The sequence below is a fragment of the Pseudomonas sp. LG1E9 genome (genome assembly GCF_003290225.1).
Lineage (GTDB): Bacteria > Pseudomonadota > Gammaproteobacteria > Pseudomonadales > Pseudomonadaceae > Aquipseudomonas > Aquipseudomonas cyclaminis.
Window position 1 is genome coordinate 4,573,509 of the sequence record NZ_CP029983.1, and the last position, 19,468, is coordinate 4,592,976.

The 19,468-nt window shown below is 62.7% G+C and carries 13 protein-coding genes; 5 read left to right on the plus strand and 8 right to left on the minus strand.

The genetic code is table 11. From position 1 onward, the window contains the following. Nucleotides 1-181: 181 nt before the first annotated feature. A complete protein-coding gene (locus DNK50_RS20780; RefSeq protein WP_099586534.1) occupies nt 182-406 on the minus strand; it encodes a hypothetical protein in 225 nt (74 codons plus the stop codon). 487 nt (nt 407-893) lie between these two features. Between DNK50_RS20780 and DNK50_RS20785 the strand changes: the two genes are divergently transcribed. Then, the gene (locus DNK50_RS20785) at nt 894-3,644 is read left to right on the plus strand and encodes a glycoside hydrolase family 3 protein (RefSeq protein ID WP_112196086.1); all 2,751 of its coding nucleotides are present in this window, start codon (nt 894-896) and stop codon (nt 3,642-3,644) included. Between the two features lie 66 nt (nt 3,645-3,710). On the opposite strand, the gene DNK50_RS20790 is transcribed toward DNK50_RS20785, so the two are convergent. Then, the gene (locus DNK50_RS20790) at nt 3,711-4,325 is read right to left on the minus strand and encodes a TetR/AcrR family transcriptional regulator (protein ID WP_099586532.1); all 615 of its coding nucleotides are present in this window, start codon (nt 4,323-4,325) and stop codon (nt 3,711-3,713) included. 29 nt (nt 4,326-4,354) lie between these two features. Continuing rightward, the gene (locus DNK50_RS20795; protein ID WP_112196087.1) at nt 4,355-5,377 is read right to left on the minus strand and encodes a LacI family DNA-binding transcriptional regulator; all 1,023 of its coding nucleotides are present in this window, start codon (nt 5,375-5,377) and stop codon (nt 4,355-4,357) included. A 208-nt stretch (nt 5,378-5,585) separates the two neighbouring features. On the opposite strand from DNK50_RS20795, the gene DNK50_RS20800 reads away from it, so the two are divergent. Genes DNK50_RS20800 through DNK50_RS20810 form a run of 3 tightly spaced genes read left to right on the plus strand, consistent with a single transcriptional unit; the run spans nt 5,586 to nt 10,043 of the window. Then, nucleotides 5,586-7,784 (plus strand): TonB-dependent receptor, encoded by a 2,199-nt coding sequence (locus tag DNK50_RS20800; RefSeq protein WP_112196088.1) that lies wholly within the window; start codon nt 5,586-5,588, stop codon nt 7,782-7,784. A gap of 1 nt (nt 7,785) precedes the next feature. Then, a complete protein-coding gene (locus tag DNK50_RS20805; protein ID WP_112196089.1) occupies nt 7,786-9,117 on the plus strand; it encodes an LLM class flavin-dependent oxidoreductase in 1,332 nt (443 codons plus the stop codon). Then, entirely contained in the window at nt 9,114-10,043 is a 930-nt protein-coding gene (locus DNK50_RS20810) for a sulfonate ABC transporter substrate-binding protein (protein WP_112196090.1), read from the plus strand. Before DNK50_RS20805 ends, DNK50_RS20810 begins: the two co-directional genes overlap by 4 nt. A 66-nt stretch (nt 10,044-10,109) precedes the next feature. Here DNK50_RS20810 and fecE read toward each other — a convergent pair whose 3' ends face one another. From fecE to DNK50_RS20835, 5 genes are all read right to left on the minus strand, one after another. After that, entirely contained in the window at nt 10,110-10,901 is a 792-nt protein-coding gene (fecE, locus tag DNK50_RS20815) for a Fe(3+) dicitrate ABC transporter ATP-binding protein FecE (RefSeq protein ID WP_112196091.1), read from the minus strand. A gap of 4 nt (nt 10,902-10,905) precedes the next feature. After that, entirely contained in the window at nt 10,906-11,874 is a 969-nt protein-coding gene (locus tag DNK50_RS20820) for an iron chelate uptake ABC transporter family permease subunit (protein ID WP_112196092.1), read from the minus strand. Then, on the minus strand, nt 11,871-12,860 hold the full coding sequence (gene fecC, locus DNK50_RS20825) for an iron-dicitrate ABC transporter permease FecC (RefSeq protein WP_112196093.1): 990 nt from the start codon (nt 12,858-12,860) through the stop codon (nt 11,871-11,873). Before fecC ends, DNK50_RS20820 begins: the two co-directional genes overlap by 4 nt. 2 nt (nt 12,861-12,862) lie before the next feature. After that, entirely contained in the window at nt 12,863-13,777 is a 915-nt protein-coding gene (locus DNK50_RS20830; RefSeq protein WP_099586705.1) for a Fe(3+) dicitrate ABC transporter substrate-binding protein FecB, read from the minus strand. A gap of 183 nt (nt 13,778-13,960) precedes the next feature. Continuing rightward, a complete protein-coding gene (locus DNK50_RS20835) occupies nt 13,961-16,366 on the minus strand; it encodes a TonB-dependent receptor (RefSeq protein ID WP_112196094.1) in 2,406 nt (801 codons plus the stop codon). A 458-nt stretch (nt 16,367-16,824) separates the two neighbouring features. Between DNK50_RS20835 and DNK50_RS20840 the strand changes: the two genes are divergently transcribed. Beyond that, nucleotides 16,825-19,437, plus strand: coding sequence for a LuxR C-terminal-related transcriptional regulator (locus tag DNK50_RS20840; protein ID WP_256595331.1), 2,613 nt, complete (start codon nt 16,825-16,827; stop codon nt 19,435-19,437). Nucleotides 19,438-19,468: the final 31 nt, after the last annotated feature.

The window sequence follows — 19,468 nt, forward strand, 5'->3', positions numbered from 1 at the left end:
TGATGGGCGTTGAGGGGCTTGGCATGGGTGACTATCTGAGGGGCTATGTTCTGAAGGACTCTGGGAACCCCTGTGGGAGGGGGCTTGCCCCCGATAGCGGTGGACCAGCTGCCGCATACTCCGGCTGATACACCGCTATCGGGGGCAAGTCCCCTCCCACAAGGGGATTGCGTTTTTCCCGTTAGTTCGAGGTCTTCGGCGCGCTCTGGGTGCCATTCAACGGCCGCCCGCCCTTGGTGGTTTCCGCCTTCTGTTTTTTCGCGGCCTTGGCGTCATGGGTCTGGGTCAGCACGGTGGAATCGGCGGTGCCGGACTTGGCATCCGCGTCCGTGGCTTCAGCCGCAACGGCCGCGCCGCTCAATGCAACGCCCAGCACAAAACCGGCACCCAGCAGGGACTTCTTCATAAACATTCTCCAGATAAAAAAACGCAAACCGCTCAAGTGGCGCCTTGAATCGGTTCAAGACCCTACACCAAAGCGTTGTGTATGACAGCGTGTATAAAACATGGCCTTTTAGAACTACCGAGCAAAGCCACTAGTTCGCCATGCCAGCAACTATTTTCTTAAACCAATCGACTGGTAGGTTTAGCCTTAGTTCAAAATCGTAATGAAATATTTCTTATTTCACGCAAAAATTAGCTTTTGTTTGACTTATAACCGCAAGAATTGCCTTAATTATGCGGTTTTCGCGGTTCAAAATGCCATCTCGTGATATCGCCAAGACATCATCTATAACAACAACTAATACAATTATTAAACTTACAGAATCTGCAAAATCCGCCAAGTAATTGCAATTAGCCATCGGTTAAACATTGCGATCAAGGCGAACTATTGCCCACGAAAAAGTGACGAGCGTCGTCCTATTTTTACTGAACAGTTGTCGGAGAAACCCATGAATAAACGCAAAATGATCGGTGCACAGTCGGCATTTGCCCTGCTGGCGCTGGCCGTGTCCCAGGTGCATGCAGCCACCAGCCCCGCCTTGGACGAAGGCCGGGTGAACCGTGCGGAAAAGGCTGCGGACAAAACCCTGGCGAAGATGACCATGGAAGAAAAACTCGCCTACATCGGCGGCACCGGTGGCTGGGACGTCAAGCCGCTGAGCCAATACGGCATCCCGCAGATCCACGGTGCCGACGGCGGCGTTGGTGTGCGCTACACCAGTGAAGGCAACGCCCAGGGCGTGGTCTACCCTTCCGGCCCGAACCTGGCCGCCAGCTGGAACCCGCGCCGCGCCATCGACCTGGGCCGCGCCCTGGGCTACGACACCGCCAGCGGCGGTTATCAGTTCGTCACCGGCCCCGGCGTGAACCTGTACCGCATGCCCTACAGCGGCCGTGCGTTCGAGTACCTGTCCGGTGAAGACCCGTTCCTCGGCGCCAGCCTCGGGCCGGCGGTGATCAACGGCATCCAGTCCCGTGGCGTGTGGGCCAACGCCAAGCATTTCGCGGCCAACGACCAGGAAAGCAACCGCTTCCACCTCGACGAGATCATCAGCGAGCGAGTGCTGCGCGAGATGACCCTGCCGCCCTTCGAGTCCGCCTCGAAGAACAGCAAGGTGGCGATGATGATGTGCGCGTTCCAGAAGGTGAACGGCGAGTTCGCCTGCCAGAACAAACACTTGATGCGCGACATCCTGAAGACCGAATGGGGCTACCCAGGCTTCGTGCAGAGTGACTACAACGCCGTGGTCGACGGCTTGCCGGCGGCACAGGCCGGCACCGACCTGGACATGATGGGCTACCAGATGAACAGCACGGTGCTCAAGCCGTTCCTGGACAGCGGCGAGCTGAGCAGCGCGACCATCGATGACAAGGTGCGGCGCATCCTCAAGCAGATCTACCTGTACAAGTTCGACAGCAAAGCGCCGCTGACCAGCCACAACATGAACAGCGCCACCAGCAACCGCGTGGCCTTGAACGCCGCGCGCGAAGGCATCGTGCTGCTGAAAAACCAGAACAACCTGCTGCCCCTGGATGCCAAGAAGGTCAAGACCATCGCGGTGGTCGGCAACCTGGCCAAGTACGCACCGCCCACCGGTTTCGGCAGCGCGAATGTGATGGCGGCCAACTACATCAGCGAGCTGAGCGGCCTGCAGCAATTGGCGCCGGGTGCCAAGGTCGACTTTATCGACGGCCTGTCCCTGGACCCGACGGCCTCCAATTGGACCCACACCGACAACGACGGCAGCAGCGTCAAGGGCGTGAAAACCGAGTTCTTCAGCAACACCAACTGGTCCGGCGACCCGGCGGCCAGCCGCACCGACCGCCATGTCGACCTGGACTGGTCCACCGACAGCCTGCCGGTCAACGGCGATACGGCGGCCACCTCGATCCGCTACAGCGGTCAGATCACCCCGACGGTCAGTGGCGAGCAAGTGTTCAAGGTCCGCGCCGACGGTGCCGTGCGCCTCTACGTCAACGGCAAGAAAGTGCTGGATAACGGTGACGGCAAGCCGCTGCCCAACAACAGCATCCCGCCGACCATTCCGGTATTCGCCAAGGTTGATCTGGAAGCCGGCAAAGCCGTCGACATCAAGCTCGAATACTCGCGCCGCAACGGCTACCTCTCGACCATGGGCGGTCTGGTGGGCGTGCAGATGAGCTGGGCGTCGCTGGTCGCACCTCAGGACCTGGCCAAGTACGACGCCGTGCTGGTGGCGGCGGGTAACAGCAATGAATACGAAGGTGAAGGCTTCGACCACAGCTTCGACCTGCCGGAGTTCCAAGGCCAACTGATCCAGAGCATCGCCAAGGTCAACCCGAATACCGTGGTCACCCTGCACGGCGGCACCGGGCTGAAGATGAGCGACTGGATCGATCAGGTACCGGCCGCCTTGCATGCGTTCTACCCTGGGCAGAACGGCGGCCAGGCGCTGGCGGAGATCCTGCTGGGCAAGGTCAACCCGTCGGCCAAGCTGCCGATCAGCATCGAGCGCAACATCGAAGACAACCCGATCTACGCGACTTTCCCCAAGTTCGACAACCAGGAAACCCTGGCCGAGATGAGCTACAAGGACGACCTGTTCCTGGGCTATCGCGGCTACGAGAAAAAAGGCATCAAGCCGCTCTACCCGTTCGGCTATGGCTTGTCGTACACCACCTTCGGCTACAGCAACATCAGCGTGACGCCGGGGGTGGCGGTCGCAGGGGCGCCGATCAAGGTGTCGTTTGACCTGGCCAACACCGGCAAGGTGGCAGGCGCCGAAGTCGCCGAGCTGTACGTGGGCCAGAACAACCCGAAAGTCGAGCGTGCGCTCAAGGAACTCAAGGGCTACAAGAAGGTGTTCCTGAAGCCGGGCGAGAGCAAGCGTGTGACCATCGAGCTTAACGACCGCTCGTTGGCCTACTACGACGTCAAGAGCAAGCAATGGGTGGTGGACGCTGACAGCTTCAACCTGTCGGTGGGCGCGTCGTCCCAGGACATCCGCCTGAACACCAAGCTGGTCAACCCGTTCCGCCAGGAACTGTCGACCACCACCAGCAACCCGCTGCCGCGTTCGGCGCTTAATTCGACGCTGCGTGAATCGACGGTTAAAACCGGCGGTGTGCTGCATCAGAATGAAGGGGATGGCGGCACCAGCGATGGTGATGGCTATGACATGAGCGATGACACTACCCAGGGCAGCGCTGCCGGTAACTGACGGGTAAAAGAAGGTGCTTTTTGTGGGAGGGGGCTTGCTCCTCCCACATTTGGACCAGGTTTGGCCTCAGGTTCGGATGGCCGCTTCGACCCGCGCAATGTAGGTATCGAAGCGCGCCACCAAATCCACTTGCTCGGGAAACCGCAACCACTGGATCTGCAGGCCATCCATCATGGCCAGGATCTCCTCCACCAGCCCGGCGATGTCCACATCACCGCGCACCTCCCCCGCCGCCACCAGGTCGGCAAACTGCCCTTGCATGCGTTGGTGAATCGCTGCGTAGCGCGCCTGGAACCACGCCCACGCCGGTTGGGTGTCCAGCAGGCTTTCGGCATTCAGGATGGTAAACGCGCGCACCACGCCAGGCGCCGTGGCATTCGAGCGATTGATCGCCCGCAGGCTGCCGAGCAAACCATTCAGGGATTTCTCCGCACGCACTTCATCGGCAATTCGCTGGTTGACCTCATCGCGCCGCTGCAACACGCCCATCAACAGCGAGATCTTGCTGGGAAAATGATGCAGCAACCCGGCCACCGAGATCCCCACAATGCCCGCCACCTGGGCCATCGACGCACCGCTGTAGCCTTCCAGGGAAAACACTTGCAAGGCAGCGTCCAGCAGCTCTTCGCGGCGTTTTTCACCTTTGGGCGCACGGCGGGTCTTGGGGGCAGGTTCGGTCATGGGCAAATCCTTGTGGGCGGCAGAAAAGCTCAGGCGCTTTCCCGTTCGATCAAGTGGCAGTCCAACAGGTTCAAACGCTCTACGGCCTGCGGCAACACGCCCAGGCTTTGCAGCACGCAGGTTGCCGCGAGGACGCCGATCTCCAGGGCCGGCGGTTTGATCGTGCTCAGGCTCGGCAGCAGCATCTCGGCAAACGGGTAGTCACCGAACCCCAGCACCGCACACTTTAACCCGCAACGCTGCCCGGCCAGCAGGCCACCGGCGGCCAGGTTGTCGTTGGCGAAGAAAATCGCGTCCGGCGGTGTGGCGTGGCCCATCAAGGTTTCCATGGCCTGCCTGCCCGCGTCGAACGCTGCGCGGTCGGCGTCCGGGACAAACGTCTCGGGCTGCACGCCCAGCTCGATCAGGGTCGCGGCAAAGCCTTCGCCACGCTCCTGGGCGCTGAAGTCACCCGCCACGCTGTTGTGCACAAAGGCCATGCGCCGATAGCCCTTGTCATGCAGGTAGCGTGCGGCGGTGACGCCGACCTGGTAGTGGGAAAAACCGATCTGCACCGGCGCGCGTTCGGGCACGTAGTCCCAGGTTTCCACCACTGGGATATCCGCGTCGGCGATCATCTTTTCAGTGGCCGCGCTGTGGAAGCGGCTGGTCAGCACCAACGCTGCCGGCGACCAGCCGAGAAACGCCCGCACCGCGCTTTCTTCCTGCTCGGCGCTGAAGTAACTCGACGCCAGCAACAGTTGATAGCCGTGCTGGCTGAGGGTGTCACTGAAGCCCTGGATCGTGTTGGCAAAAATCGGCCCGGAGATGTTCGGGATCACCATCGCCACGATCCGCCCACGCGCCGACGCCAACCCGCCAGCCACCAGGTTGGGCACATAACCCAGCTCGGCAACCACCTGGGCAATGCGTTCACGCCGTTCAGGCGACACCTGCTCGGGCTGGTTGAAGTAACGCGACACGGTGATCGCCGATACCCCGGCCTGGCGCGCCACCGTATTCAAGGTGACACGCCCGGCGCCACGGCGTTTGCGCGGTTTGTCTTCGTTCACGGGAAAACCCTGTTAACAACCAAAAAGAATATAGGACTAATTTTTAAGTATTTGACGTTCTAAAGCAGAGCTCACAATAATGCCGATGTTAGCGCTAACAAAGCGCGCTGTCTGCTACTCGCTCAAGCGAATGCCCACGACAGTTTCACAGGCGCTGACGGTCGCAGAACCGCAGCGGACCAGGGCATTTCTTTTGAGCGGGCACAGCATGCACAAACACTCTCACTTATTGTTTCTTGCCGGTCTGACTGCGCTTCCAGTGGCCGGCACCGCTGCCGCCGACGAGCCGCAAGCCACCCTCAAAACGGTGACCGTCACCGCCACCCGGCGCGAAGAATCCCTGCAGACAGTCCCGGTGGCGGTCTCGGTACTGGACGGCGAGCAATTGGAGCGCGACAACCGCAACGGCGTGGCAAGCATTGCGCAACAAGTGCCGTCGCTGAATTTCCGCACGGGAGCATCGAACAAGGACACCTCGCTGTTTGTGCGGGGCGTCGGCACCATTTCCACCTCTCCCGGCGTGGAGCCGACCGTGGCCACGGTGATCGACGGCGTGGTCTACGCGCGCCCCGGCCAGGCCACCCTCGACCTGCTCGACCTGGAGCGCATCGAAGTGCTGCGCGGTCCCCAAGGCACGCTGTTCGGCAAGAATGCCTCGGCCGGTGTGCTGAATATCACCAGCAAGGCGCCGACCGCCGAGACCCACGGCTATATCGACCAGTCCTACTACAGCGGCAATGAAAGCCGCACCCGCTTCGGCATCGGCGGCAGCCTGGTGCCGGACGTGCTCAAGGGCTCGGTCAGCACGCTGTTCGGCAGCTACGACGGCAACGTCGACAACCAGCACAACGGCCAGGAGGTCAACGGCTACAACCACAAGGGCATTCGCGGCAAGTTGGAATTCACCCCCAATGACGACATGACGCTGACCCTGATCGCCGACTACATGCAGTCCCACGACGACGCGCCGAATGGTGTCGTCAGCAAGTCGCTGAGCCCGGCCTTCAGCAACGCCTTGAGCCCGGTGCGCGCGTCCAGCGACAACCGCGACATCAACACCGACACCCGCAGCCATGTGCAAGACACCAACAAAGGTTTATCCGCCCAGTTGGACTGGAACCTCGGCGACTACACCCTGACCTCGATCACCGCCTGGCGCGGCTGGGACAACACCCAGTACCAGGACGGCGACCGCCTCGGCAGTGTGACCGCCGCGTTCCCCGGCACCGCCGACAAGGGTCAGCTGGACTTCGACCAATACTCCCAAGAGCTGCGCCTGGCCTCGCCCAAGGGTGAATTCCTGGAATACGTCGGCGGCCTGTTCTACATGCATGGCAAGGACGAAGAGACCTACCAGCGCACACTCACTACAACCACACTCACCACCACCACCCGCACCGAGCGTGGCATCGCCGACTACAGCACCACCAGCGACAGCTACGCCGCGTTCGGCGAAACCACACTCAACTTCACCTCGCGCTTTCGCGGCATCGCCGGCCTGCGCTACACGCATGACGATCTGAAATACGATCACCGCCGTGTGTCCACCTCGGCCACCACCGTCAGCGGGATTCAACCGGCCACCTCCAGCTCCGGCTCGGTGGACGAAGACGGCTGGTCCGGCCGCCTCGGCGTGCAGTACGACATCAGCGATAACGTCACCAGTTACCTGACCTATTCACGCGGCTACAAGGGCCCGGCCTACAACGTGTTCTTCAACATGCAGCCGCGCGACACCGATGCGCTCAAGCCGGAAACCTCCAATACCTGGGAAGCCGGGATCAAGGCCACCGCCTGGAACAACCGCCTGACCACCAACCTGGCGGTATTCCACAGCGACTACGACAACTACCAGGCCAACTTTTTCGACACGGTCGCCGGCCAAGTGGTGACCCGTTTGATCAACGCCGGCAGCGTCAGCACCGAAGGCGTCGAGCTGGATTACGCCTTGCAGGCCACCCAGCAACTCAAGCTCTCCGGCGCCCTGGCCTACACCCGTGCACGCATCGATGAATTCGCCTGCCCGGCGGGCGCGGCGGCCACCTGCAACGTCAATGGCAAACCGCTGCCCTACAGCCCGGACTGGAAAAGCTACGTACGCGCCGACTACACCATCCCGCTGGATAACGGCCTGGATATCGAACTGGGCACCGACTACAGCTGGCAAAGCGAAGTGCAGTACGACATCAGCCAGAACCTCGACACCAAGCAAGGCGCCTACGGCATCTGGAACGCCAGCGTGGCCCTGGCCGACTACAGCAACGGCTGGCGCGTGGCGCTGCTGGCGAAAAACCTCGCCGACAAATCCTACTCGCCGCTGCTGGCCAGCGGCGGCAACTACATCTACCGCGCCGTACCCCGTGACGATGAACGTTACTTCGGCGTGCAACTGCGCAAGGATTTCTGACATGAGCCGTCAACTCAAACTCGGCGCCTTTCTCATGGCCACCGGGCACCATGTGGCCGCCTGGCGCCATCCGGACGTGCCGGCCAATGCCGGGCTGGATTTCGCCCAGTACAAACACCTGGCGCGGGTGGCCGAAGCGGCCCGGTTCGATGCGCTGTTCGTGGCCGACAGCATTGCCGCGCCCACCGGCGAGATCGCCAGCCATATGGCGCGCTCGGATCATTTCGAGCCGCTGACCCTGCTCTCGGCACTGAGCGCGGTGACCGAACATATCGGCCTGATCGCCACCGCAACCACCACCTATAACGAGCCCTACCACGTGGCGCGCAAATTCGCTTCGCTGGATCACCTGTCGGGAGGGCGCGCGGGTTGGAACCTGGTGACCTCGGACGCCGCTGCCGAGGCGCAGAATTTCGGCCGTGATGAACACGTGGACCATGCCGAGCGCTACCGCCGCGCCCGCGAGTTTCATCAGGTGGTGACGGGCCTGTGGGACAGCTGGGAAGACGACGCCTTTGTGCGCGACAAAGCCAGCGGCAACTACTACGACCCGGCGAAGCTGCACGTGCTCGACCATGCAGGCGAACACTTCCGGGTCAAAGGCCCGTTGAACGTGGCGCGCTCGCCCCAGGGCCAGCCGGTGGTCGTGCAGGCGGGTTCGTCGGAAACCGGCCGCGATCTGGCGGCGCAAACCGCCGAGGTGGTGTTTACCGCGCAGACGTCGCTGGGCAATGCCCAGGCGTTTTATGCCGACCTCAAGGGGCGCCTGCCTCAATACGGGCGTGCGCCGGACTCGCTGAAAATCATGCCCGGCGTGTTTGTGGTGGTCGGGCATACCGAGGCCGAGGCCCAGGCAAAATTCGCGGCCTTCCAGGACTTGGTCGAACCCGAGGTCGGCGTGGCATTGCTCGGGCGCATGCTGGGCAATTTCGACCTGTCCGGCTACCCGCTGGACGGGCCGCTGCCGGAACTGCCATTGACCGACAGCGGGCAACGCAGCCGCCAGCAATTGCTCAGTGACCTGGCCCACCGCGAACAACTGACACTGGCGCAGTTGGGCCGGCGCATTGCCGGTGGGCGCGGGCATTACAGCCTGATCGGCACGCCGGTGCAGATCGCCGATGAACTGCAAAACTGGTTCGAAAACGGCGCGGCGGACGGCTTCAATATCCTGGTACCCCATCTGCCCGGTGGGCTTGAAGATTTCGCCCAGTGGGTAGTGCCTGAACTGCAACGACGTGGACTGTTTCGCACCGAATACAGCGGCACGACCTTGCGCGAAAACCTCGGTCTGGCCCGCCCGGAAAATCGCTTCAAGGAGGCTCAAGCATGAAAGTCCCAGCACTGTTATTGGCCCTGCTGCTGAGTCAGACTGCGTGGGCGGCCGAGCCCGCCGCCCTGCGCATCGGCTACCAGAAAGGCTCCATCGCCCTGGTCCTCGCCAAGGAACATGGCCTGTTGGAAAAACGCTTCCCGCAGACGGACGTGAAGTGGATCGAATTCCCCGCCGGCCCGCAGATGCTTGAAGCGCTGAACGTGGGGGCACTGGATGTGGGCTCCACCGGCGACATCCCGCCGCTGTTCGCCCAGGCCGCTGGCGCCGACCTGGTGTACATCGGTGCCGAACCACCCAAGCCCAGCGCCGAAACCATTCTGGTGCGCAATGGCAGCCCACTGCATTCGGTGGCGGATCTGAAAGGCAAGAAGGTCGCCTTCCAGAAAGGCTCCAGCTCCCACAACCTGATCCTGCGCGCGCTGAATAAAGCAGGCCTGAGCTACAAGGACATCCAGCCGGTGTACCTGCCACCCGCCGATGCCCGCGCCGCGTTTGAGCAAGGTAGCGTGGATGCCTGGGCGATCTGGGAGCCCTACTCGTCCCTAGCGTTGAGCCAAAGCCCGAGCCATGTGCTGGCCAATGGTGAAGGGCTGGGGTTGTCGGGGCCGGTGTACACCGCACGGCGCGAGTATGCGCGGGACAATGCTGGGTTCGTGCATGACCTGCTGGGTGAGTTGACCGCCGCCGAAGCATTGACCCGCAGCCAGCGCGAGGACAGCCTTAACGTGCTGACCCACTTCATGGGCCTGCCCGCCGACGTGGTTGCGCGCTATATGGACAACCGCCCGCCTTCGCCGATTTTGCCGATTGATGAGGGGATCATTCAGGCGCAGCAGGCAACGGCGGATTTGTTTTTCCAGAACCGGTTGCTGCCCAAGGCGATCGAGGTGAAGCAGGCAGTGTGGAATCCCGAAGCCCACTGAGATCCAATGGCAAATGGGCTGTTGTGGTGAGCGGGGGCAAACGCCCTCCCACATTTTTTGACCGCGTCAGCCGTGAGTGCGGGTGCTTTTTTCCACGACGCACATCGGCGTACCGGAAACCGGCTCATTGATGATCTGCACCTGCACCTCGAACACCTCACGCATCAACTGCGCATTGATCACCGCCGCCGGCGTGCCAGCGGCCACCAGCCTGCCGCCGTGCATCACCGCCACATGCTCGGCATAACGACAGGCCTGGTTGATGTCGTGGAGCACGGTGATCACGGTCTTGCCTTCAGCGGCCAATTCGCACATCAGGTCCATGAGTTCGACCTGATGGCTGATGTCCAGGTAGGTCGTCGGTTCATCCAGCAATACCACCGGCGCGTTCTGCGCCAGCACCATGGCCAGCCATGCGCGTTGGCGCTGGCCGCCGGACAGGTCCGCCAGGGCGCGGTCGGCCAGGTTGTCCAGTTCCAGGCGCTGCATGGCCTGGGTGACCTGGGTTTGATCGCTGCCACTGAGGCGTCCCCACAGCGAGTTGTGCGGACTGCGGCCATAGGCAACCAACTGGCGCACGCTGACGCCTTCCGGCACGGGCAATACCTGCGGCAGAAACGCGATCTGCCGCGCCAACTGGCGGGCGGACAAGGCGCTGTACGCCTGGCCGTCAAGCGTCAGTTCACCCTGCGTAGGTTTGAGAATCCGCGCAAAGGCCTTGAGCAAGGTGGACTTGCCGCAGCCGTTGGGCCCGATCAGCGCGGTGACTTTGCCCGTCGGTGGCGCAAACGAAAGACCCTGCACGATACGTGTGCCGCCGTAGCCGATATCGAGCTGGCTGGCCTGGAGAATACTCATGTCATCAACCCTTGAACCGTGCCAGCAACCAAAGAAAATACGGTGCGCCAATCACCGCTGTAAGTACCCCGGCGGGGATTTCGCTGGGCGCGATCAACGTGCGCCCGAGCGTATCGGCCAGCACCAGTAAAAGCGCACCGATCAGCATCGCCGCCGGCAGCAGGTACTGGTGATGCCCACCCACCAGCCGTCGCGCCATGTGCGGTGCGACCAGACCGATAAAGCCAATCGGCCCAATCACCCCCACGCCCAGGCTGGTGAGCAGTACCGCGCAGGCCATCGCCAGCCAGCGCGTGCGGCTCAGCGCTGTGCCGAGGCTGTGGGCGGCTTCATCGCCGAGGGCGATCAGGTTCAGCGGTTTGGCCAGGCACAGCCCCAGCGGAATCAGCAGCACAAACGGCAGCACCAGCGCCACATGGTGCCAGTTGCGGCTCCACAGGCTGCCGATTAGGGCGAGCAGCGCGGTGTTGATGTCCAGCGGGTGGGACAGGATCAGAAACTCGGTGACGCTGGACAAGGTCACCGCAATCGCCACCCCGGACAGCGCAAAACGCACCCCGGAAAAACTCACGCCGGTGTTGTACAGCGCCAGCAGCAAAGCGCCGCCGGCACCGCCCAGGCAGGCCACCAGCGGCAGCCAGGCAACCGGCAAGTGCGGCCAACTGATGATCGCCACGGTCAGCGCCAGCCCGGCGCCTTGGGTCACGCCGAGGATTTCCGGCGAGGCCAGCGGGTTGCGGATCACGCCCTGCACAATCGCCCCGGCCAAGCCAAAGGCGGCGCCGGCGAGGATCGCGATCAGGCTGCGCGGCAGGCGGTGGTTCCACACTTCGAAGTCGAGGGCGTCGTGGGCCAGCAGGCGGTCGAGGACGGTCACAGGCTTGAGCCACAGCGTGCCGGCGCTGAGGCTGACGAAGGTCGCCAGCAGCAACAGGCCGAGCAGCAACCACAGGCGAAAACGGGGGCGAATCATAGGGCGCGCCTGGCAAGGAATAGAAAGAACGGTGCGCCGATCAACGCGGTGACCACACCGGCCGGAGTTTCCACCGGAAAGGCCACGGCGCGGCTGAGCAGGTCGGCACCGAGCACGATCACCGCGCCCAGCGCCGCACTCAGCGGGATCAGCCAGCGGTAGTCGTTACCGAGAAACTGACGCAGGATGTTCGGCGCAATCAACCCGACAAAACCGATCGGCCCCACCGCGCAGACACTGGCGCCCACCAGCAACAGGCTGGCGACAAACACCTGCAAACGCAGGCTGGCGATGCCCACGCCCAACGAGCGGGCGGCGTCTTCGCCGAGGTTGATCAGGTTCAGGCGTGGCGCGCACCACAGAGCCCACAGGCCGCCGATCAAGGTGCACGGCCACAGCAGTTGCACCTGGGCCGCGCCCACATTGGCGAGGGAGCCGGCCAGCCAGTTCAATACGCTTTGCGCTTGGGCCTCGACCAGAATCACCGTGAGCCGGGTCAACGCAGCGCACAACGCGGCCACCGCAACACCGGCCAAGACCAGGCGGCCTTGGGCCGTGGTCGGCGACCATGCGCCACCGAGACTGAACACCGTGACCCAGGCCAGCGCACCGCCCAGGCAGGTCATCAACAAGGCGCCACCGGCAAACGGCGGCGCGACCAAGCCTGTCGAAAACAACGCCAACCCCAACGCCGCGCCCGCCGTCACGCCGAATAACGACGGCGAGGCCAGGCGGTTGCGGGTGATGCCTTGCATCAATGCCCCGGCGAGTCCCAGACAGGCACCGACCAGCGCCGCGCACACCGCCCTTGGCACACGCAGTTGGGCGACGATATAGGCCATATTGCCGCCGACAGCACCTTGATGAACCAAGCCATTCCAGGCATCCGTCGCGGTCAGGGTGAACGGCGACCAGCTGTACAACGACAACCAGAACAGCACCGCGCCGAGCAGCACAATGCCCGCCGCCGCGAGACTACGCGCCATGCTTATTGGCTCAGTACGGCGTTGCCGCCCTTGAGAATCGCCAGGGCGTCTTCGGCGATCTGCTCCGAGGCCAGCACCCCACGGTTGCGCGCCCAGCTGTCGCCATCCACTTCGGCCACGTGTTGATTACGTACGGCGCCGAGCACTTGCCACAGCGGTTGTTTGCTCCAGCTGTCGACGATGCTCGGGCGGCGGTAATGGCCGACCAATAACCAACCAGGATCCAACGCCAGCAGTTGCTCCAGGCTGACGAATTCGGTAGGGGCGGCATTGGCGCGCACCGACGGCACTTTCAGGCCAATGGCCTGGAGCACGCTGCCGGCGTAGGAGTCCGGGCCGTGCACGGAAAAGCTGTCTTCGCGGGCGACGCCGAACAGCACACTGGCACCGGCGGGGATCTGCTGGGCAATCTTGTTCAGGTTCGTGCGGTTCTGGGCGATGCGCGCTTGCATCTGCGGGCTCTTGCCCAGCGCCTTGCCGATCAGCTCGGCGGACTTGAGGCTGCCCTCATAGTCTTCACCACGGGACGGCAACAGCAGGGTCGGCGCGATGCTGGCCAAGTCGCTGTACAGCGCTTGATGGCGATTGAGGTCGGCGACGATCAGGTCCGGCTTGAGCCGGGCGATTTCCTCGATGCTCGGCTGCGAGCGCAGGCCCACGGATTTCCACTGGCCGATGGCCTGGCGCACGCGGGGCAGCACGCGGTTGGCGTCGCCATCATCGGCGGCGCCGACCGGCGTAACGTCAACGGCGGCGAGGCTATCGAGAAAGGAGAACTCCAGCACTACCACGCGCTTGGGCGCATCGGGCAGATGCACTGCGTGCTGGCCGTCGTTGAGGTCGATGGGGGCAGCGTTCAATACGCTGGAGGAGAACGCCAGGACGCAGGCGGCAAGGATCGGGATGGAGCGCAGCATTGGCATGACAGGTACCTCGGCGTTAAAACACCCCAGCTGGACAGGCTGGGGAAAACGGCGGGTACTATTCCATATCAGGGCAGCGTGATCAAAAAACATTCTCATTAACTGATGGGTTTCCACCTGTGGCAAGCGGGCTTGCTACAGGTGGGAAGGCATCAACCCACACAGGATGCACAGGTATCAGAAGTCGACAGTGGCCGACAGCAGGTAAGTGCGCGGGGTCGACAAGGTCAGGCCCGGCTCGCTGTCATCCGATGCGCCCGCCGAACTCCAGTAGCGCTTGTCGGCGACGTTCTCCACATTGGCCCGCAGGGTGATGTGTTTGTCGTCGACCTTGAACCCGTAGCGTGCGCCCACATCGATACGATTCCACGCATCGATTTCCTTGACGTTGGACTGGTCCAGGTACTGCGAGCTGGAATGGATGCCACGGCTGGTCAGGGTCAGGCCTTCGAGCATCGGCACGTCCCATTCGGCGCCCACGTTGACGTTGTACTCGGGCGTGGCCGGAGCGCGGTTGCCGTCCCAGGCGCCGTTGGTGGTGTCCTTGAGTTTGCTGTCGATGTACATCACACCGCCGAGCAGGCGCACACCCTTGAGCGGTTCGCCGAAGACACTCAGCTCGGCGCCGGTGTTCTCGCGCTTGCCGTTAGGCCCGAACAACCGCGTGGTCGCGTTGGTCTCGTAGGCCGGTTGCTTGATGCGGAACACGGCGGCCGTCACGGCGAAGGCACCGGCGTCGTACTTGGCGCCCACTTCCACCTGGCGACTGACAAACGGCGGGAAGATCTCGTCTTCGTTGCGCGAGGTGGACGGCGCGATCTTGCCCTGGCTCAGGCCTTCCATGTAGTTGGCGTAAAGCGACAGTTTGTCGGTGGCCTTGAACAGCAAGCCGCCGGAGGGCGAGAGCTTTTCTTCGTCGTAGTTGGTTTTGCCTTTGACGCCATCGCTCCAGTCGTCAACTTTTACCCGCTGCCAGCGCGCACCGAGGGTCAGCAACAGGCGGTCTTCGAAGAAGCCCAAGGTGTCGGAGAGGGCCACGCCGCTGAAGCGGTTTTCGGTGTAGACCTTCGCATCCTGACGCGTGGCCACGGACGGCGTCGCGGTTTGCACCGGGTTGTAGAGATTGCTCGATGCGTTGGCATAACGCGCGCCACCGTTGGTGAAGTCCATGTAGAAATCGCTGACGGCCAGGTTGACCTCATGGCTTACCGGCCCGGTATGGAACCAGTTGCGCACGCCCACCGTGACCGTACGCACGTTTTCGTCACGGGTAAAATTGCGGGGCTGCACGCGGAAGTCGCCGGCCGCATTGCTCACCGACACTGCATGGCGCAGAAATTCGTGATTACTTTTACGCGCCCCCACGCCGCCGTAGAGCATCACCGAGTCACTCAGGTCATATTCGGCATTCACCGTGCCGAAGGTGTCCTTGGTGCGGGCCTTGCTCCAGGATTGCGCGTAGTTGCGGCGCACATCGTTGGCGCTTGGCACCGGCGCGGCGACGGCGACCTGCACACGCTCTTGCGGTGCATCGGTGTCACGCTCAGTGCGGCCGATGTCGGTGGACAGGCGCAGGCGCTCGCCACGGAAATCCAGACCCAGCACGGCCATCTCGCGGTCGACGCTCTGGTGATCCCATTCAGTATCGCCGGACTGCTTCACGCCGTTGAAGCGCAGGCCGAACTTGTTGTCCTCGCCAAAGCGCCGGCCCACGTCCACCGCGCCGCCGGCCTGGCTATCCGAGGCCCAACTGCCGGTGAACGAGGTAATGTCCTTGTCCGTGGCGCGCTTGGGCACCACGTTGATCCCGCCGCCCACACTGCCACGCGGCGAGATGCCGTTGATCAACTGGGTCGGGCCTTTGAAGATGTCGACGCGGTCGGCCATTTCCATGTCGATGGTGTAGGTCGGCAGCACGCCGTAGAGCCCGTTGTACGACACATCACTGTTGAACAGGCTGAACCCGCGAATGGTGAACTGCTCGTAACGCCCACCGGCCGGGTTGGTAGCGCGTACCGACGGGTCGCTGTTGATCAGGTCACCGAGGGTGCGCGCCTGCTGGTTCTTCACCGCATCGGCGGTGTAGGTGGTCATGCTGAACGGCGTTTCCATGAAGTCCCGCGTGCCCAGCAACCCTTGGGAACCACGGCGCGCCACTTGGCCACCGGCGTAGGTGTCGCCGTCGTACAGGCCGGTGGTGCCGAGGATGGAGGTCGGCGCCAGTTCCAAGGTGCTGCCCTCCGGCGCCGGCATCAGCATATAGGCCTGTTCGCCCATGGGTTGCAATTGCAGGCCGGAGCCTTGCAGCAGGCGCGCGAAGCCCTCTTCCACGCCGTACTCGCCGGACAAACCGCTGCTGCTGCGCCCACTGACCAGCGCCGGGTCCACCGACAGGTTGACGCCCGACAACCCGGCAAAACGGGTCAGCGCCGCGCTCAGGCTGCCGGCCGGCACTTGGTAGCTGCGGCGGGCGGCGCTGTCTTCGGCAAAGCTGGTGGGGACGAACAACGGGCTGGCACTGAGGCTCAGCATCAGGCTCAGTTTGAGCAACGGGCGCAAGCGCAAGGGTAGGACTGCGGGCATGGGAAGAAGCTCTCGATTTTGTTCACTTACCTGCAATGACAGGCGAGGTGAGAAAAAGGGACAGGCTTCGACATTTATTTTTCAGCCTATGGGTATATCCAGCCCCACTTTGACCCGGTCCAGCGTGGAAGAAGCGGGTTTGGCCATTCGGAGCGTGCTCGACAGGGTGAGGAAATTTATCGAAAACAGCCTCGATTCATCTTCAGGGCAGGCCAGAGAATTGGGGCGGCCAACGAAGTGTCCGTTCTCGCACAGGACACCGATAAGCTCAGCATGCTGACACTCGCCCTCCATGAACGCCTACGACAAAAAATGGCGCCCACTGAATGCAAAGGCTGTAACACAGTTAACCAACGCCTCCCCAGGATTGCTGCTACAAAAGCGCCAAAGCCTCTTCACCAGTGACGCTTACCATGACTCAAAAGCCCCCCTCCCATTCATCAAGCGCAGGGTACTGGATGGGCAAGCTGACGCCGCCGCAGGTGCTGCCGACGTCTGTTGCACGAGAAGCGCTCCTGGCTTCCATGAAGGAGAACGCGCTTGTCCCCCTGACGCTGTTGACAGCTCCAGCCGGCTACGGCAAAACCACCCTGCTGATGCAATGGCATGCAGCACTGCGGCAGCAAGCACCCGATACCGTATCGGCTTGGCTGTCGTTGGATGACGCTGATGTCGAACCCAACCGCTTTCTTGCCTACCTGATCCTGGCCTTGGACCAGGCTGGCGTTGAACTGGCGCACTTGCCCCACCTTGCGGCCTCGCAGGCATTGGACGTGCAGCCCCGACGTACACTCAATGCTTTGTTGCAGGCACTTGCCCGGGAAAACCGTGTAATCACCCTGTTTCTGGATGACTACCATCTCGCTGCCAGCCCCGAGGTAAGCGCCCTCTTGAGCCATTTGCTGGAGCACGCGGCGCCTTGGCTGCACTGGGTGGTGGCCAGTCGCACACATCCAGACTGGCCATTGTCACGCTGGAAAGCCAAGGGCTGGGTACACGAAGTCTGTGCGCAGGCGTTGACCCTGTCCCTTGAGGAAGCCCGCGACATTCTCGGCGCTGATCTGGACGCCACTGCCTTGTGCCAGATACACAAGGCCACCGAAGGCTGGGCCGTAGCGGTGCAACTGGCCCGTTTATGGCGCACGAGTAATGACGGCTCGACTTACGGTTTGAGCGCCTTCTCCGGTGGTGTGGCTGATGTTGCCAACTACCTCACCACGCACATCTTCACCCGCCTGTCCGAAGACTGCCAATCACTGCTGCTGCAGACGTGCCTGCTGCAACGCTTCAATGCCGACCTGGCAGACGCGGTGCGTGGTCGTCATGACAGTGCCGAACAGTTGCGCCAGCTTGCGCACCTGGACACCTTGCTGATTCCGCTCGATCCGGAGCGCCAATGGTTCCGCTACCACACCCTTCTGCGTGACTTTCTGCGTCTGCGTGTCAACAGCCGGCAGCGCCAGTCTATTCATCGTGCGGCGGCACACTGGCTCGCGGGCCAGAGGGATTGGAGCCAGGCCGTTCACCATGCGCTCAAGGCTGACGACATCCCCTTGGCAGTGAACCTGGTGGTCAGCGCGGGTGGTTGGGAGCTTGTGCTGCACCATGGCATCCGCTACGCCCAAAGTTTGCTGCAACAGTTCGATGCCGCCACATGCAGCGACCATCCCGATCTCCTGCTGCTCCAGGCCTATCTGCACGCCAAGCTGGGTGATCACGCGCTGTCGACGCAATTGTTGCAACGCGCCAGCGGCAAGGTCGTCGGGAACGCGCGATTAGCCCGCGACCTTCACGTCATCCAGACCCTCGCCGCAGCCTATCAGGATCGTCTGGACACTCTTGATGCCAAAACCCTGACCGTCCACGCCCACTCATCCCCACTCGACCAGACACTCGCACAAGCGACCCTGGAGTGCGTGCTTGCCCTGGCCGCCCTGACGCGCGGCGAACTGGACGCGAGCCTGCGCAGCATCAGAGACGCGCACGTCAAAATGCGCGTCATTGCCAGCCCACGCGGCGAAAACTATTGCCGCATTCACGAAGCGCAAGCCCTGGCACTCGCTGGACGTGTCGACGCCGCCGGTGTGTTGCTGGAGCAGGCCCTGACCTTTGCCACCCAGCAATTCGGCCAGGAAAGTTCGTTGCGGGCGCTGGTGGGCTGTTTCAAGGCCAGGCATCTGTATTGGCAAGGTGAATGGGCGCAGACCCCGCCTTGGCTTGAGGACGGCTGGGCCGCGCTGGAGCATGCCGACGGCTGGCTGGATATTGTCGCCGTAACGGCTGAAGTCACCTGGCGCACACGCTTGCGTAGCCATGGCCTGCACGCGGCGCTATTGGAACTGAACCATGTGGAACAGTTGGCCAATGCCCGCCAATGGCCACGTCTATCAGGGTTGGTGCAGGCCTGGCGTATCGATGCGTGGGTGCAAGGCGGACAATTGCCGACAGCGCGCCAAGCGCTCTTGCAGATGGATCTGGAGCGCACCGCCAACTGTGCCCAAGACTGGCGTAGCCAAGAAGCCGCCACGCTGGCGTTGGCTCGCATGCAGTTGCAGAGCGGTTTTTCGGCTGCGGCGCTGACCCGCTTGCGACGTGCCGCGACAGAGCTAGAGACAAAAGGGCTACTGCTGCCGGCCTGGCGCCTGAGGTTGATGGCCTTGGCCGCCAGCAGCAAGGTGCGAACACTTGATGCCAAGGACACCGCACAGGCCCTGGCCCCGATCATCCAATATGGACTGCCAGGGTTGCTTCTGGAAGTGGGGCCTTGCCTGCTGCCGGCGTTGTTGGAGTATCCGACGCCGCCGCCCATGCTCACCTCGGTGATCAAGCGGTTGCGTGGCTGGCGGGCGCATCCCATGCCTGCCCATAGCGTGTTGAGTGCAAAAGAACGCCAGGTACTGAGCCTGCTCTCCCACGGTCAACCCAACAAAGCCATCGCGCTCGCATTGGACATCTCGGAAAACACCGTGAAGTTTCACCTCAAGCACCTGTTCGCCAAGCTGGGGGTGGACAACCGCACAGCCGCAATCAGCGCGGCACTGCGCCAAGGCTATCTCGACGCCTCGCTCTAAGCCGCCAGCCTACCCAACCGGGTAGGTGCAA